The organism is Actinopolyspora mortivallis (genome assembly GCF_003001495.1).
GTDB classification, from domain to species: domain Bacteria; phylum Actinomycetota; class Actinomycetes; order Mycobacteriales; family Pseudonocardiaceae; genus Actinopolyspora; species Actinopolyspora mortivallis_A.
On sequence record NZ_PVSR01000057.1, the window covers coordinates 1 to 15,565 of the forward strand.

General features: G+C 70.0%; 15 protein-coding genes. 7 read left to right on the forward strand and 8 right to left on the reverse strand.

Annotation, left to right across the window (positions count from 1 at the left end; genetic code table 11):
- Positions 1–144: 144 nt before the first annotated feature.
- Positions 145–783, reverse strand: a complete 639-nt coding sequence (locus tag CEP50_RS18765) for an MBL fold metallo-hydrolase (RefSeq protein ID WP_106115248.1) — start codon at positions 781–783, stop codon at positions 145–147.
- Between the two features lie 104 nt (positions 784–887).
- Positions 888–1,565 carry a TetR/AcrR family transcriptional regulator gene (locus CEP50_RS18770; protein ID WP_106115249.1) on the reverse strand — a complete coding sequence of 226 codons (678 nt, stop codon included), beginning with the start codon at positions 1,563–1,565 and terminating at the stop codon, positions 888–890.
- 173 nt (positions 1,566–1,738) lie between these two features.
- On the opposite strand from CEP50_RS18770, the gene CEP50_RS18775 reads away from it, so the two are divergent.
- Positions 1,739–2,320, forward strand: a complete 582-nt coding sequence (locus CEP50_RS18775) for an SCP2 sterol-binding domain-containing protein (RefSeq protein ID WP_106115250.1) — start codon at positions 1,739–1,741, stop codon at positions 2,318–2,320.
- A 66-nt stretch (positions 2,321–2,386) separates the two neighbouring features.
- Positions 2,387–3,595 carry an acyl-CoA dehydrogenase family protein gene (locus tag CEP50_RS18780; RefSeq protein WP_106115251.1) on the forward strand — a complete coding sequence of 403 codons (1,209 nt, stop codon included), beginning with the start codon at positions 2,387–2,389 and terminating at the stop codon, positions 3,593–3,595.
- A gap of 362 nt (positions 3,596–3,957) precedes the next feature.
- Here the strand turns inward: CEP50_RS18780 and CEP50_RS20680 are convergent, their stop codons facing one another.
- Positions 3,958–4,092 carry a hypothetical protein gene (locus CEP50_RS20680; protein WP_258175419.1) on the reverse strand — a complete coding sequence of 45 codons (135 nt, stop codon included), beginning with the start codon at positions 4,090–4,092 and terminating at the stop codon, positions 3,958–3,960.
- A gap of 265 nt (positions 4,093–4,357) precedes the next feature.
- Between CEP50_RS20680 and CEP50_RS18790 the strand changes: the two genes are divergently transcribed.
- Positions 4,358–5,182, forward strand: a complete 825-nt coding sequence (locus CEP50_RS18790; RefSeq protein ID WP_146134862.1) for a hypothetical protein — start codon at positions 4,358–4,360, stop codon at positions 5,180–5,182.
- Here CEP50_RS18790 and CEP50_RS18795 read toward each other — a convergent pair.
- Positions 5,154–5,891 (reverse strand): hypothetical protein, encoded by a 738-nt coding sequence (locus CEP50_RS18795; RefSeq protein WP_258175420.1) that lies wholly within the window; start codon positions 5,889–5,891, stop codon positions 5,154–5,156. The two genes, CEP50_RS18790 and CEP50_RS18795, sit on opposite strands and share 29 nt — an antisense overlap.
- A 23-nt stretch (positions 5,892–5,914) precedes the next feature.
- Positions 5,915–7,135: a JmjC domain-containing protein gene (locus CEP50_RS18800; RefSeq protein ID WP_106115261.1), complete on the reverse strand. Its 1,221-nt coding sequence runs from the start codon at positions 7,133–7,135 to the stop codon at positions 5,915–5,917.
- 427 nt (positions 7,136–7,562) lie between these two features.
- Here CEP50_RS18800 and CEP50_RS20685 point away from each other — a divergent pair, with 427 nt between their 5' ends.
- From CEP50_RS20685 to CEP50_RS18815, 3 genes are all read left to right on the forward strand, one after another.
- Entirely contained in the window at positions 7,563–8,969 is a 1,407-nt protein-coding gene (locus CEP50_RS20685; RefSeq protein ID WP_258175421.1) for a helix-turn-helix domain-containing protein, read from the forward strand.
- A 706-nt stretch (positions 8,970–9,675) separates the two neighbouring features.
- Positions 9,676–10,152 carry a hypothetical protein gene (locus CEP50_RS18810; protein WP_146134864.1) on the forward strand — a complete coding sequence of 159 codons (477 nt, stop codon included), beginning with the start codon at positions 9,676–9,678 and terminating at the stop codon, positions 10,150–10,152.
- A gap of 97 nt (positions 10,153–10,249) precedes the next feature.
- Positions 10,250–10,720: a pyridoxamine 5'-phosphate oxidase family protein gene (locus tag CEP50_RS18815; RefSeq protein WP_106115255.1), complete on the forward strand. Its 471-nt coding sequence runs from the start codon at positions 10,250–10,252 to the stop codon at positions 10,718–10,720.
- A 96-nt stretch (positions 10,721–10,816) separates the two neighbouring features.
- Here the strand turns inward: CEP50_RS18815 and CEP50_RS18820 are convergent, their stop codons facing one another.
- Genes CEP50_RS18820 through pdhA form a run of 3 tightly spaced genes read right to left on the reverse strand, consistent with a single transcriptional unit; the run spans position 10,817 to position 14,522 of the window.
- Positions 10,817–12,241, reverse strand: coding sequence for a dihydrolipoamide acetyltransferase family protein (locus tag CEP50_RS18820; RefSeq protein WP_106115256.1), 1,425 nt, complete (start codon positions 12,239–12,241; stop codon positions 10,817–10,819).
- An 11-nt stretch (positions 12,242–12,252) separates the two neighbouring features.
- Complete coding sequence (locus CEP50_RS18825) at positions 12,253–13,272, reverse strand: alpha-ketoacid dehydrogenase subunit beta (protein WP_106115257.1); 1,020 nt, start codon at positions 13,270–13,272, stop codon at positions 12,253–12,255.
- Positions 13,272–14,522, reverse strand: coding sequence for a pyruvate dehydrogenase (acetyl-transferring) E1 component subunit alpha (gene pdhA / locus CEP50_RS18830; protein WP_374957110.1), 1,251 nt, complete (start codon positions 14,520–14,522; stop codon positions 13,272–13,274). The genes CEP50_RS18825 and pdhA overlap by 1 nt, the downstream gene beginning before the upstream one ends.
- 355 nt (positions 14,523–14,877) lie before the next feature.
- Here pdhA and CEP50_RS18835 point away from each other — a divergent pair.
- The coding region (locus CEP50_RS18835) for a GOLPH3/VPS74 family protein (RefSeq protein ID WP_106115259.1) at positions 14,878–15,565 on the forward strand (688 nt) is incomplete at its 3' end.

A 15,565-nucleotide genomic window follows, 5' to 3' on the forward strand; every position in this document is an offset into this window, starting at 1 on the left:
GCCGTGGACCGCGCCCTGGAGGGCGGTGCCGTGCCGGTCACGTATCCGGAGCTGGGCACATCCCCTCCCGCCCCGTCCCCCGACGGAGGGGCGCGGGGCGGGATGTTCAACCCGGATCCGTTGACCAGGTGAGCCCGGCCGCGGTCACGGGATCTCGGTGGGCTCGCCCCGGTGCAGGGGATTGAGGGTGGTGCCCTCGGGGCCGAGCTGGCCGAACATGCGGTAGTGCAGCTCGGGGACCGACATCACGGCCTCGTGGATGGGCACCGCGATCCTGGGGCGCACCGTGCGCAGGAACTCCACCGCCTCGGACAGCTTCAGCCACGGGGCCGCCGTGGGCAGTCCGAGCACGTCGACCTCCCGCCGGGGGACGTGGAAGGAGTCGCCCGGGTGGTAGAAGGCGCCGTCGTCGACGAGGTAGCCGATGTTGGCGATGACCGGGATATCCGGGTGGATCACCGCGTGTTCGCCGCCGACCACCTCGACGGTCACCCCGCCCGGCCGCAGCGTGTCCCCGGGCTGGGCGGTGGTGGCCTCCACGCCCTGTTCGGCCAGCGCGGCCGCCGACTCGGTGTCGGCGATCAGCTCGGCGTTCGGGTTGTTGCGCAGCACGGCGGGGAGGCGTTCGAGGTCCAGGTGGTCGGGGTGCTTGTGGGTGACCAGCACCGCGTCCAGGTCGTGCAGCGTCTCGAAGTCGGCGGCGAAGGTGCCGGGGTCGACCAGCAGCCGTGCCGTGGAGATCTCGACCAGCACGCAGGAGTGTCCGTAGTGGGTCAGGCGCAAGGCTTCCTCCCGGTGTCGGGTTTCTCGGTGTCGTCGGTGGCCCCGTCGGCCACCGGGTGCCGCCGGTGTGTCCGGCCTGGACGGTGGGTGCCGGTTTGCTCTCCTCAGTCGGGTTTCCAGCGGCGTCCCTGGACCATGTCCCCGAAGCCCATCCAGACCAGGTTCATCAGCCGCATGGACAGCGCGTCGGCGGTGTGTTCGGGGTGCTCGATCCACCAGTCGACCATGGACTCACCGGCCCCGACGAGGGCGGCGGCGAACGGCTGCATCTGCTCGTGCCGCACCTGCCGGTCCTCCTCGGTGCCGTCGGCACGGCTGAGCAGCGTGGTGACCAGGTCCAGGGCGCGTCGGCGCCAGGCGGAGAGCTCGGCGGCGAAGGGCGGCCCCTGGGTGCTGGCCTGGCGGTGCAGCACGGTCCAGCTGGCGCGGTTCTGCTGGGCGTACTCGAAGAAGGCGCGCAGTCCGCGCCAGAGTTGTTCGTCCGGGGGCAGGTCCGCGTCCACGGCCCCGCTGATCGACTCGATCAGCCGGTTGGCCTCGCGGCGGATGCAGGCGACGAAGAGTTCCTCCTTGGAACCGAGGTAGGCGTAGATCATGGGTTTGGAGATCTCGGCGACCTCGGAGATCTCGTCCATGGCGGCTTCGTGGTAACCGTGGCGGGCGAACACCTGCACGGCGGCGTCCAGGATCTGCCGTTCGCGCACTTCGCGGGGCAGCCTCCGGGAGCGGGGTTTGCTCCGGTTGGGGGGTGACTCGGTCCGGGGGTCTCTCGCGTCCTGCACGCTCAGATCCTTAACAGAGGGCTCGGTGGGGGATGTCGGCGCCGGTCCCCGGGTGTGACCTTCCCGGTTCCGCGGGGGTTTTCGAGTACGGTAGGACAGGCGTGGTGGGGCTGCCTTGCCCCGTTATCTACTCAGGAGTAGTCTTACTCGCGAGTAGGTAATGGAGGGCTCACATGGCTGACACCGATCCGATCGCCGCCCTCGGCTCCGCCGACCCCAAGAAACTGGGCCGGGACGAGTTCGTCGCCCTGTTGGAACAGGCTTCCGAACTGGCGGCCAGCGGAGCCGAGGTCGATCTCAGTTCGCTGGAACCACAACAGTTCGCCAGGCTCATCTCCCGGGCCTCGGACGAGCAGCTCAAGGCCGTCACCGCACGCCCCGAGCTGGCCGAGCGGATCTTCGACGAACTCTTCCGCCGCATGGGGGAGCACTACCGCCCCGACCGGGCCAAGAACACCGAGGCCGTGGTGCGCTGGCGCATCAACCTGAACGGGTCCCTCAAGGACGGGGACTCCGGCGACGACTCCGGGGTGCTGCGCTACGAGTGCGTGCTCTCGGAAGGCACCTGCACGGTGCACAAGTCCCAGGAACGCGAGCCCAGGGTCACGGTCATGATCGGCCCGGTCGAGATGCTCAAACTCGCCTCGAACAACGCCTCGGCCCCGATGCTGTTCATGACCGGCAAGCTGAAGGTCGCCGGCGACGTCGGCTTCGCCGCCGGACTCACCAAGCTCTTCCAGATCCCGCAGGCCTAGTTCCCCGGCCGTCCCGCGCACGGCCGCCCCGCCCGCCGAACCCCCACGAAGCAGCCCGAGGGAGTCATGAGTTTCTCGCTGGAACTGACCGAAGAACACCGGGACTTACGCGACTGGGTGCACGGCTTCGCCGTGAAGGAGATCAGACCCGCCGCCGCCGAGTGGGACGAGCGGGAGGAAACCCCCTGGCCCGTCATCTCCGAGGCCGCCAGGATCGGACTCTATGGCTTCGAGACCCTGGCGACGTTCTGGGCCGACGAGACCGGCCTGTCCCTGCCGATCGTCAACGAGGAGCTGTTCTGGGGCGACGGCGGGATCGGCATGGCGATCTTCGGCACCACCCTCGCCGTGGCCGGGATCTTCGCCTCCGGCACCCCCGACCAGCTGGCCGAGTGGGTGCCCCAGTGCTACGGCGACGCCGACGACCCCAAGGTCGCCGCCTTCTGCTCCTCGGAGCCGGACGCGGGCTCGGACGTGGCCGCCATGCGCACCCGTGCGGTCTACGACGAGGCCACCGACGAGTGGGTGCTCAACGGGCAGAAGGCCTGGGCGACCAACGGCGGCATCGCCAACGTGCACGTGGTGCAGGCCGTGGTGGACCCCGAACTGGGGCCCAAGGGGCAGGCCGCTTTCGTGGTCCCGCCCGGAACCCCGGGGCTGTCCTCGCCGAGCAAGATCCGCAAGCACGGCCTGCGGGCCTCGCACACCGCCGACGTCTACCTCGACGACGTCCGGGTTCCGGGCCGGTGCCTGCTCGGCGGCAAGGAGAAACTGGACGAGCGGCTGGCACGCGCCCGGGAGGGCGGCCGGTCGAGTTCGCAGGCCATGCGCACCTTCGAGCTGTCCCGCCCCACGGTGGGCGCCCAGGCCCTGGGCATCGCCCGGGCCGCCTACGAGCAGGCGCTGGAGTACGCGGGCCAGCGGGAGACCTTCGGGCGTCCCATCATCGACAACCAGGGGGTGGCGTTCACCCTCGCCGACATGCGCACCGAGATCGACGCGGCGCGGCTGCTGGTCTGGCGGGCGGCCTGGATGGGACGCAACGAGGTGCCCTTCGAGGCGGGCGAGGGGTCGATGTCGAAGCTGAAGGCGGGCCGGGTGGCCACCTGGGTCACCGAGCGGGCCGTGCAGATCCTCGGCGGCAACGGCTACACCCGGGAGTACCCGGTGGAGCGGATGCACCGCGACGCCAAGATCTACGACATCTTCGAGGGTACCGAGCAGATCCAGCAGCTCGTGGTCGCCAGGGCCGTGTCCGGACGGCACATTCCCTAGTGGAGGCTCGCCCGCTTCGCGTCCGCTTCGTGCGGCACGGAGCGGGCACGGAAGCGGGAGACACCGCGGGCATCCCGATCGCTTGCCGGGCTCGCTGCTGCGAGCCCGGCGTCAGGCGAGCGTAGGTCGGTGGGTCTCCCGGAACATCGAAGGGGGGACCTCGAGCTCCGCTTTCGTGGTTTCCGGGCCTCTGCCCGTGGAGGATGTTGTTTAGAGGGCGAGGTCTCCCTGCTGTCACCACACTGTGGTGGGACACGTACCGACCTCGGCGTAGACGCTGAGGGCGTGGCGAACCCGTTCGAGGAGCAGGGGTGCCAAGCGGAGAAATAGCCGGGTCCGTCGGCGGTGAACATGAGGGTGGGTTATTCAGCGGAGCCGGTCGGGTCGTAGGTGTTGAGTAACTCCCCGGTTGCCAGGTCGATCCAGGCCATCGAGCCCCAGTCGGAGTCAGGATCGACCGCGAGGCGGAGATAGGTCAGACCGTGCCGTACAGCCACGTCATGTCCGCCACGACGGTGCCGTGGAGGGCGTCTCGGAGTCGATCCGTGCGAGCCGCTTCGAGTTGTTCGACCAAAGCCAGTTGTTGGGAGAGTAGTTGCTGTGCTGGAACACGGCAGGCAGGTCTGCCGCCAGCTCCGGTAGATCGGTGAAGACGCGGTGATCGCCGAGCTGTGCCCGCCGCATGATCCGTCCGGCCCTGATGAGGAAGAGATCACCTGGTCACGGGCGCCGTGGGCTGCAGTGTGGGCTACCGTGGACGCGGTGGATCTCAGGACGCAGCCGCGGGCGGAGTTGGTCGCGCGTGCCGAGCAAGCGCTCGGAGCCCGGTTGATGTCGGAGCGGGGGGTGTGCAAGCGGCGGTCACTGGGGTTGCCCACCGACCGGGACACGTGGGTGCGGCTCTCGGTGGCTCCGGCCGAGGCCGCAGCCGAACGGTGTGGGCTGGAGGCCACGGCCGCGCTGCCGAGACAGGTGCGACATCCGTGGTGGTATCAGGGCACCTGCTGGCGCGACGGCGATCTGCTGGTCCGGGTGGAGGAGACCGAGCTGGTCACCGAACCGGTGATCTGCTCGGGCGGGGTAGTCACCACCGAGCCCGAGTTGGGGCAGGGGTGGTGGCAGCACTTGGTCGAGGCGCTGACGGCGTTGTCCACGGTGCCCACTTCGCGGGTGGCGACGCCACACACGCGGCCGATCACCCAGCAACGCGTCACTTCCACGATTCAGGCGGTGTTTCCCGAGGTGGAGACCACTGTTGCAGAGTGGACGGTCGCCCACGCGGATGTCAGCTGGGTCAATCTCACCGCACCGGGCTGCCGCATCCTGGATTGGGAGGACTTCGGGCTGGCCCCGCGCGGGTGGGACGCGGCTACGTTGTGGGTCAACTCCTTGGCCGCGCCCGCGCTGGCCGAGCAGGTGCAGCAGGTCTTCGCCGCAGACTTGGAAAGCCGTACCGGGCAGCTCTCTCAGCTCCATGCGTGCGCCGAGCTGATCACCGCGGGCGAGGACTACGCCGGCCCGTTGGCCGCGCCCGTCCGGAACGCGGCCGATGGGCTGGTCACCGCGCTGAACCGGCGCGAGCCATGAGCTTTCGTCGGTAGGCGCTGAGCCGTTGCTGGTTGACAGGCCATGTTCTTGCGGTGGCGAGCTGGTCCAGGTGGGTGGGGCTGACGGTGCCGATGGCGATGCGGGAGACCCCGGGCAGGTGGAAGGCCACCGCAAGCGCCGTCGGCAGCGGCGCGGCAGCCTGCGGTGCATCCTCGGTGAGGAACGGGGCCAGGTTGATGTCGTCGAGCAGGTGCGGCGCTCCGGCGAAGGGGCTCATCCCCCACCGCCCGGCGGTGTGTGGGATCCGTTGCAGGAGTTCCTCGCTGGCGGTGAGCACGTCGGCTGGAACGAGCAGTCCCGCACGAACCATGGCCACACTCGGCTGCGGCGCCTGCGTCCAGGCCGGAGTACCCAGCAGGTCCCGTACCGGGCGTGGGTCCCAGCACGCCACCCCCCAGGACCGGCACATCCCGCTGGTTACGAGACCGGACATCGTCTCGGCGGTGGCGGTCCACCAGCGACATGCCTGGTCATGGTCGAGGTCGCGGAGGAGGTGCTCCGGGTTGTGCACCAGGATCACCGCCGGGGCCCGGCCAAGATCACCGGCTGCCCGCTTGGCTTGCTCGGCCAGTGTCGGCAGACGCGCCTGCGAGCTGACCTTGGTGGAGATCGTGAACCGGTCGAGCAACTCCCCCGCAGCCTGGGCGAGCAGCTTGTGGACCTGCCCGTGGTGGTAGGTCGTGGCCACGTCCACGTCGGTGACGCCGTGACTCAGCGCGTGTTCGAGGAGAGTTCGGTGGGGACGAGTCCGGAACAACCCAAGCGCAAGGCGTCGGTGACTTCGGCACACAGCCCTTCCCCCAACAGCACGTGCGCGATTTTCGCCGCGTCGACCCCGCAGGCTGCGGTGACGTCGTCGATCCAGACGGGGTGGCCGGACAGCAGGTGCCGCGCCGCCTGCTCGGCGCGGGTGGGCAGGGACAGGTGCCGGCCCGCAGCGGCCACGTGCACCTGCTCGTCGTCCAGCTCGATCAGCGGGGGGAACTCGGTGATGGCCACGACCTCCTCGATCGCGCCGAACAGGCCGTGGGTGACCACGTGCCGTGCCGCACCGTGATGTTGCTGGCGCCACCGTCGGTACTCGGTAAGGTCGACGCCGGTCATCAGCTCGGTGGCGGCCTGGCGCAGTGCGTGCGAGCGCTCGGGCGCAGGCCCGTCCGCCAGCGGCAGGTCGTGGCGAAACACTTCGTGCTGGCGGGCTTTCTGGTCGACCAGCCAGCTCAGTAGGTCGATGCCGGTGCGCTGCTGCAGGCCAAACGTGGCGTGCAGGCTGTGACCGGCCCCCTCGTCGGCGCGGCTGGCCCGGTGCCAATACCCACGGGGAATATGCAGCACATCGCCGGGGCGCAGGGGTCCCGACCAGGCGATCTCCTCCGGCGGATCCACGTTGGGGTCGGTGTCGCGAAACATCGGCGCCACCCTCGAGGGGCCACGTACCTCCCACTGCTTGTTCCCGTCGAGTTGAACGATGAGCACGTCGTGATCATCCCAGTGCAACGCGAACCCACTGCTGTCCTGGGTGGTCAGATAGATGTTGACCTGGCAGTTCTCATGAGCCCACCACTGCAACGCCCGACAGGCGATCTCCATCGTCGGCTCCCACCGGTTGAGCCCGTCGACGACGAGTGTGGCGCCCTCTGCCAGCACGCGGCCGAGCCCGACTGGGTCGACCATCGGTAGCACTTGTCCGCGACGGGTGGTGATCTCGGAGAGGTACTCGCGGGAGGGAATTTCGGCACCATCGCGGACACACCGCACCTGTGGTGGGGCCAGGCTGCGGCGCATCACTGTGTCCAGCAAGTGCTGTGGGGTCAGCAGCCGGGTGCCCAGACTGGGGTCGGGCAGGCTGCCCACGGCGAATTCACGGCCCAACATGGTCGGGCCTTGCCAGTCCAGGGCTTGTTCGATCCCGCTGACCAGCCGATGTTGCATCACACACCTCGTTTTCCGTCAGGGAAGGGGTGTGCCGACGGGAGCATGCCCGTCGGCACGCCGGATCAGGGTTGTGCCGGTGCCGGCCCGGCCGTCACGGATCGCGGTTGTCGCCGCTGTCGCCGGTCGGGCCGTCGCTCATCGACGCCGCTGTGCGGTCGGCCGCAGCGGCCAGCTGGCTGACGGTGATCTCCAGATCCTCGTCCATGGCAGTTCATCTCCCCTCGCTTCTCGGGTGGTGGGTTCTCGGCGCCGACCGGTCCGTCGCCTCGGGGACAACGACGAACCCGCCCGGCGCTGATCTCCACACTCGTCGCCGCGCGCTGCGGGGATCAATGACGGCCAAACGGGGCAACATTGCCGCGCACGGCAATGTCTCGTGCCGGACGTGGGCGATACTGTCTGGTGATCTGCGACAGGGGTGATCATGCCGAAGATCAGCAGAGCCGACCGCGCCGAACTGGCACAAAAAGCCGCGCACATCCGCCGACACGGCCAGCGCGCCGACTGGGACGTGGCCACCATCGCCGACGAGATCACTCGCCAGGTCCCCGATCTGGCGCCGCTGGAAGTGTGGCGCCTGGCCTACGGATGGAGCCGCCCGCAGGTCGTGGCCGCCATCGGCGAGCTCTACGCCGCTGACGGGCTCGCTCCGCCGGGCGTGACCACCGCGCGGCTGTGCCGCTGGGAACACGACGGTGTCCAGCCCGACCCGGACTACGCCGCCGCGCTGGCGCGGGTGTATCAGGTGTCGCCGCAGCGCCTCGGCCTCAACCTGCCCAGCATCGCGGCCGGGGCTGGGTATGGTCGGCCCACACCGTCGACGTTGGGAGCTGGAATGGCCGAGACCGCCCTGACCGCCGTGGCCGACTCCGTACAGCTCCAGCGCGAAATTGAAGGACCTGACGGCGGGCCGGACACTCGCGACCAAGTCGAGCGAGCGGTCGGCTACTACACCAGCCACTACGCCCGCCACGCGCCGAACGTGCTGGCCACCGAGATCCACCGGGCTCGGCAGATGGTCGTCGACATGCTCACCCACCCCCAACGCGACGCCGACCGCACCGAGCTACGTCGGCTGGCCGGATGGCTCTCAGCCCTGCTGGGCAACCTCGCTTTCCACACCGCCGACTACGCCGGTGCCCACATTCATCTGGGAACCGGCGCCCGGCTCGGGATCAGCGTCGGCGAACACCGCCTGACCGGATGGAGCCTGGGCGCGCAGTCGATGGTGGCCTCCTTCCAGGAGCGGCCCACCGACGCGCTCGAACTGGCAGCCCAGGCCGGGGAACACGCCGACACGCCCCTGCACCGCGCGCAGATCACCGCCTGGTGCGAACTCCGCGCGCTGGCCGCACTCGGCCGTCGCAGCGACGCGGCCGCGGCGGCCACCCGCGCCCAACACCACATGGACGCCGCCAGAGCCGAGGAGCCCGGCCGATTCGGCTTCGACCGGGCCGAACTGCACCAGCACCTGGCCGAATCCGCCCTGCGCCTCGGCGAACCCCGCCAGGCTGCCGAACACGCCGCCACCGCCGTGGCCCTGAAAACCACGGGTTCGCCCGGTTGGGCCGCCGCCACCGTCATCCGAGCTCGCGCGGCCGCCGCCGACCACGCCCCGGCCGATGCCACAGCCCTGGCCACCACCGTGCTCGACACCGTCGCGCCGGAACACCTGCGCGAGACCACCCGCCAACGCCTGGCCGCCCTCGACGCCGACCTGCACACCGAGCACCAGCCCGCCCGAGCCTCCCGCGACCTCCGCGATCGGCTGCGGGCACTACCCGCGCACACCCCAGCCCAGCGCACCAGCCCCGAACCCAACGGTCACTGAGCAACTGCCACCCGCACGTGCGGCAGGCAGTGCCCGCCCCTGTCAGGCCCATCCCCGCGTGTGCGGGGAACACCCGTAGTGACCTGCGGCTTCGTGGCTGGGGTGTCAAGTCGTGCCCCCCGTTGGGAAGCGTGGGCATCTTGGCCGGCCCGCAGGGTTGGCACCACGGCAGTGGGGCGGGAGCGCCCGGAACGGTTCCGCCGAGGCCGCGACCGGCCGTGTCCGACACACCGGACAGGTGCTTCGGCCCTGCCGGCCAGTTTTCGGCAAAATTGGCCACCGCGTCGGGACTCCCGCCTTCCACTTTCCGGGATCATCCTCCCGGATGACGGATGGCCTGCGTCACGGTTCGTTGACGACGACCCCGTGGTGTGCTCCCCGCCCTGAGCGGGGGTTTCGTTTTCGTCCGAAATCGGGCACGCCGGGAGCTTCGTGTCCTTCGCCACGGTTTGGAATGTGACTCTGTTTCCGCCTTGTTGTTCTGGGATGGTGCTTGGTTGCGGCGAGGTCACCGGAACCTCACACCCCGGTGGCCGACCTCGTCGTGACCGTGCGCCCCTGCGTCTCGTCCGCTCGGGGCCGGGTGGGCCGTCCCACGGACCCCCGGTCGGCGGACACGGAGCGCGCGGATGTGCGCACCGGGCCTTCGACGTGCGAGTCGTCGTGGGATCCGGTTCGCTTCGAGAGTGATTGGGAGGGCGAAGCGGTGAGCAAGGCGACATCCGATCCGGGAACGCCGATCTTCGGTGAGCTCAACAGCGAGCTCGAACTGCCGGAGATCGAGGTGCACGACTTCGAGGCACACGAGTTCGAATTTCCGGAAGGGCCCGCCGCCACCCGGCCGCCGGAGATCGACGGCGAACCAGGGCAGCACCCGGACGGCGCGGCGCGGGAGGCGTCCGCCGGCGGAAACGAACAACAGGGCGGGGCCTCCGAGAGCTCGGCCGCCGAGGAAACCGGCCAGGCACCCGCCCCCCAGCAGGAGCAGACGGTCGCGGACGCCTCCGGAGACGACTCCGGGGTCGCGGAGGCGAGCACGGACGAGCAGCGCACGGCGGCGCAGCAGCAGGGGGAGGCCGACGGCGGACAGGGAACCCCCGCCCAACAGGCCAACGCCGCCGCCGAGGCCGTCGCCGGTGCGGCAGCGGCCCAGCGCGGAGGACGCAGGCGCCGGGCGGAGTGAACCACCGGTGCACGGCGGCTTCCTCCGCCGTGCACCGGGTTGACGCGGAGGAGACGACAGCGCCTCCACTGTCGGGGGTGGATGTGATCCTCCCGGCATGAGTAGCTGGCAACAGTTCGCGACCGAGTGCCCGGAACTGGCCTCCGTGGTGCGGGGGCGTTTCGAGGCGGGAACCCATCACGTGTTGGCCACCCTGCGGGGTGACGGCGGCCCTCGGGTCAGTGGCACCGAGGTGCAGTTCCACGACGGCGAACTCACCCTCGGATCCATGTGGGACGCGGTGAAGGCGCGTGACCTGCGCCGCGACCGGCGCTGCGCCCTGCACGCCCACCCCAGCGACCAGCACATGGAGGGCGGCGACGCCAAGGTCACCGCCCACGCCGTGGAGGTCACCGCGCAGCGCGACCTGGACGTCTACCGGGACGAGGTCGGACCTCCCCCCGGCCCGTTCCACCTCTTCCGTCTGGACCTGCGCGAGGTGGTGCACACCTCCGTCGACGGGGAGGAGCTGCTGATCCGGCTGTGGCGCCCGGGAGAGGGAGTGACCGAGTTCCGACGCGGCTCCTGAGCCCCGCAGCGCGGGACTTCGCCGGTGTTCGGCGACGGCCCCGGGACCGCACCGGCCCGAACCGGCCGGTCCCGGGCGCCGCCCGCGGACCCGTGGTCAGAAGGTCAACGCCATGCCGGGGTCGGAGAGCACCGCGCCCACGTCGGCGAGGAACCGCGATCCCTGCTGGCCGTCCACCACGCGGTGGTCGAAGCTCAGCGCCAGTTGGCACACCTGACGCGGAACCACCTGACCGTCCACCACCCAGGGCATCTCGCGGATCGCACCGAAGGCCAGGATGGCTGACTCACCCGGGTTCAGGATGGGGGTGCCGGTGTCCACTCCGAACACCCCCACGTTGGTGATCGTGATGGTCCCGTTGGTCATCGCCTCGGGCGGGGTTCTGCCCTCGCGGGCCGTGGTGGTCAGCTCCTCCAGGGCCGCGGCGAGGTCCCGCAGCGACAGCGTCTCGGCGTTGCGCACCTTGGGGACCACCAGTCCCCGGTCGGTGGCCGCGGCCACGCCGAGGTGGACGTAGTCCTTGTAGACGATCTCGCCGGCCTCGCCGTCCCAGGTCGCGTTCACGTCGGGAGTTCGGCGGATCGCCAGGCACATGGCCCTGGCCGCGATGGCCAGCGGAGTGACCCGCACGTCCTGGAACTCCGGATGCGACTTGAGCCGCTGCCGGAACTCCATCATCGGCGTGACGTCGACGGTGAGGAACTCGGTGACGTGGGGGGCGGTGAACGCGCTGTCCACCATCGCCTGGGCGGTGGCCCGGCGCACCCCCTTGATCGGCACCCGGTGCTCCCCTGCGCCGGTCTCGACCGCCGGTGCGGAGGACCGCCCGAGTTCCCCGGAGGCGGCCCGCTCGACGTCCTCGCGGGTGATGACCCCCTCGGCGCCCGAGCCGTTCAGCGAGCGCAGGTCCACCCCGAGGTCCTTGGCGAGTTTGCGCACCGGAGGTTTGGCCAGTGGCACGTGCCCGCCGGAGGCGGCGGTCCCCTGCTTGGGCGCGGCGGGTGGGGCCTGCACGGTGGTGCCGGAGTCCCGGGTGGGGGACTGCACCGAGGTCCCGTTCGTGCCCGGCTGCGCCGTCGCGGAGGTCTCCGCCGGGGACCCGTTCCGCGCGGTGTCGGTCGCCGCGGTGTTCTTCTTGCGGGGGCGGCGTTTGGCGCTGGAGGAACGGGGTCCGTAGCCGACCAGGGTGGCCACCCGTTCCTCGTCCGCACCGCCTTCCTTCGCGGCGGCCTGCTCGCCGGAGGAACCCTGCTCGGCAGGCGCGTCCTGCTCGCCCTCCTGGGTCCGCACGGCGAGGATGGGGGTGCCGACCTCCACGGTCTGGCCGGGCTGGGCCAGCAGTTCCCCCACCGTCCCCGAGTAGGGACAGGGAAGTTCCACCGAGGCCTTGGCGGTCTCGATCTCCACGACGATCTGGTTGAGCTCCACCGGATCGCCCGGGGAGACCCGCCAGTTGACGATCTCCGCTTCGGTCAGTCCCTCACCGACGTCCGGAAGCGGGAAGTGCTTGAACTGCGACATGGAAGCCTCTTCTAGTACGTCAGCGAACGGTCGACGGCGTCGAGAACACGGTCGAGGTCGGGCAGGTAGCCCTCCTCCAACCGGCTCGGCGGGTACGGGGTGTCGAATCCGTTCACCCGCAGCACCGGGGCCTCCAGCGAGTAGAAGCACTCCTGCTGGATCCGGGTGGCGACCTCCGAGGTGATCGAGGACTCCGCCGGGGACTCGCTGACCACCACCAGCCGCCCGGTGCGGCGCACCGAGTCGGTCACCGGTTCCAGGTCCAGCGGGGAGAGGGACCGCAGGTCCACCACCTCCAGCTCGTGGCCGTCCTCCTCGGCGGCGTTGGCCGCGTCCAGGCAGGTCTTGACCATCGGGCCGTAGGTGGCCAGCGTGGCCGTGGTGCCCGGGCGCATCACCGCCGAGCTGCCCAGCGACAGCGGCGGGGTGGTGGGGTCCAGCTCGGCCTTCTCCCAGTAGCGGCGTTTCGGCTCGAAGAACAGCACCGGGTCGTCGCTGTCGATGGCCTGTTGCAGCATCCAGTAGGCGTCCACGGGGTTCGAGCAGGACACCACCTTGAGCCCGGCGACGTGCGCGAACAGCGACTCGGGGGACTCCGAGTGGTGCTCGACGGCACCGATCCCCCCTCCGAAGGGCACCCGGATCACCACGGGCACCTTCACCCGGCCCTGGCTGCGGTAGTGCATCTTGGACAGCTGGGAGACGATCTGGTCGAAACCGGGGAAGATGAACCCGTCGAACTGGATCTCGCAGACGGGGCGGTAGCCGCGCATGGCGAGCCCGATGGCGGTTCCGACGATCCCGGACTCGGCCAGCGGGGTGTCCAGCACGCGGTGTTCGCCGAAGTCCTTCTGCAGCCCGTCGGTCACGCGGAAGACACCGCCGAGCCGGCCGATGTCCTCGCCCATGACCATCACGCGCGGATCGCGTTCCATGGCCGCGCGCATGGCCATGTTCAGGCCCTTGGCGATGGTGATCGTCTGGGTCCGTGCGGTCTCGGACCCGGTGGATTCCACGGTGGGTGCGGCCATCAGCGAACACTCCCCTCGGTGTCGTGGCCCGCGTCGGCGAATCCGGAGAGGTACTGGAGGTAGTCGTCCCGCTGGGCGGCCACCACGGGGCTCTCCTCCGCGTACACGGCGGAGAAGATCCGCTCCGGCGGCGGCTCGGGCATGTCGAAGCAGAACTGGCGGAACCGGGTGGCCAGCTCGTCGGCCTCCCGCTCCACCTCGTCGACGAAGTCCTGGTCGGCCAGCTCCTCGCGGAGCAGGTGCACCCGCAGCCGCTCCACGGGGTCCTTGAGCTTCCACGCCTGGAGCTCGTCGTCCATGCGGTAGCGCGTGGCGTCGTCGGAGGTGGTGTGCGCGTCCATGCGGTAGGTGAAGGCCTCGATCAGCAGCGGCCCGTTGCCGTTGCGGGCCTCGTCGAGGGCCCACTGGGAGACGGCCAGGCTGGCGAGCACGTCGTTGCCGTCCACCCGGATGCCGGGGAACCCGTAGCCACGGGCGCGTTCGTAGAGCGGGACCCTGCTCTGGCGTTCGGTGGGCTCGGAGATGGCCCACTGGTTGTTCTGGCAGAAGAAGACGACCGGGGCGTCGTAGACGGAGGCCCAGACCATTCCCTCGTGCACGTCACCCTGACTGGTGGCACCGTCGCCGAAGAACACCATGGTGGCCTCGTTCTCGGAGGCGTCCCGGTCCGAGTTGCCGACCTTGCCGTCGAACTTCTGGCCCATCGCGTAGCCGGTGGCGTTCAGGCACTGGTTGCCGATGACGATGGTGTACAGCCCCAGGCCCGTCTCGTGGGGGTCCCAGCTGCCGTGGTCGGTGCCCCGGAAGATGCCCAGCAGTTCGGTGGGGTCGACCCCGCGGCACCAGGCGACACCGTGTTCCCGGTAGCTCGGGAAGGCCATGTCCTGGGGGCGCAGCGCCCGTCCCGCGCCGATCTGGGCGGCCTCCTGCCCGAGCAGCGGCACCCAGATGCCGAGCTGGCCCTGGCGTTGCAGCGCGTTGCCTTCCCGGTCGGCGCGGCGTATCAGCACCATGTCCCGGTACATGCCGCGCAGTTGCTCGGCGGAAACGTCGATGTCGAAGTCCGGGTGGGTTACCCGTTGACCTTCCGGTGTCAGGAGCTGTACCAGATCAGCTCCGCCTTCGCTGGTCGCGCGCAAACCCGCGATCACCTGCTCCCTCGTCGGTGTTGCTGAGGTCGCGGCAGGTGCCGTGTCCGCGTGACCACGAGCGTCGGCTCGGCTCGGTCGCGTCCAGTGTTCGGGGGACATGTGGATCTCCTCGTCTCACCCCGGCCCGTCCGCTTGTGGCGGCGGGTCCGGTTTTGCCCCGTCCGGGGTCGTCGGACCTGGTGAGTCCTCGGACCACCGGGCGAGGCCGTTGGATCGCTCTGTAGCCATCCTGGCATGACACCGGCCACTTTCGTGAGTCCCGCCACAAGGATCGACCCCGCCTGCGAACTCTTCCCCCGGCACCGTAGTGCCCGGCTCGTCCCGCCGAATTCCCAGGTCATCAAAGGGGTGGAGATCCGATCGACGAGTTTGTGACAGTTGTATAACCGACCTTCGGATGGCGTTATTACGAAGCTCGTGAAAAGCCTTCGCAGCATCGCGTGCCCGGCCTACAATGCACCGGGTGACCGATCGGAGTCGTTTCGCTTTCGGACTGCCCGGTGAGCTGGTGCTGCTGGCGCACAAGCCCCGGGGTGGGCACTACGCGATCAACACCGACGTGGTGGTGGCCGCCGCCGAGGTGGGGGAGCTGGTGCTGCGGGAGCGTGTCACGCTCACCGGAACCCGCCGTTCCGACTTCAGGGTGCGGCTGGACGACGAGACCTCGACCGGGCTGTCCTGGCTGGACGAGGTGCTGCACCAGTTGCGGCGCAAGATCCGCTCCTCCACGGGCTCCGTCTCCCTCACCTCCTGGTTCCACGCCAGGAACGGGGTGTTCGACGGCTATCGGGCGCGCCTGGTCGACCACGGAGCCCTCCGGGCGGAACGACGCAGCCTGCTCGGCATCCGCTACCACCGGTACTTTCCGGAGGAGCGGCAGCGCGAGCAGCTGCTGGATCAGGTGCGTGCCGTGGCCGACCACGAACGTGCCGTCGACAACCGCACCGCGCTGCTCGCCGCGCTCATCCACGGCAGTGGGTTGCAGTGGGGACTCGGTCTGGACCGTGCCCAGCGGCGCACCCTGCGTGCCCTGGGGCGCGGGGAGGCACTCGGCGAGGCGGTCGATCCACTGGTGACGCACGCGAGCGTGGCGCTGGCCGCCGCCGGAGGGGGCGCCTCGGACGGCGGGGGCGGTGGCGACG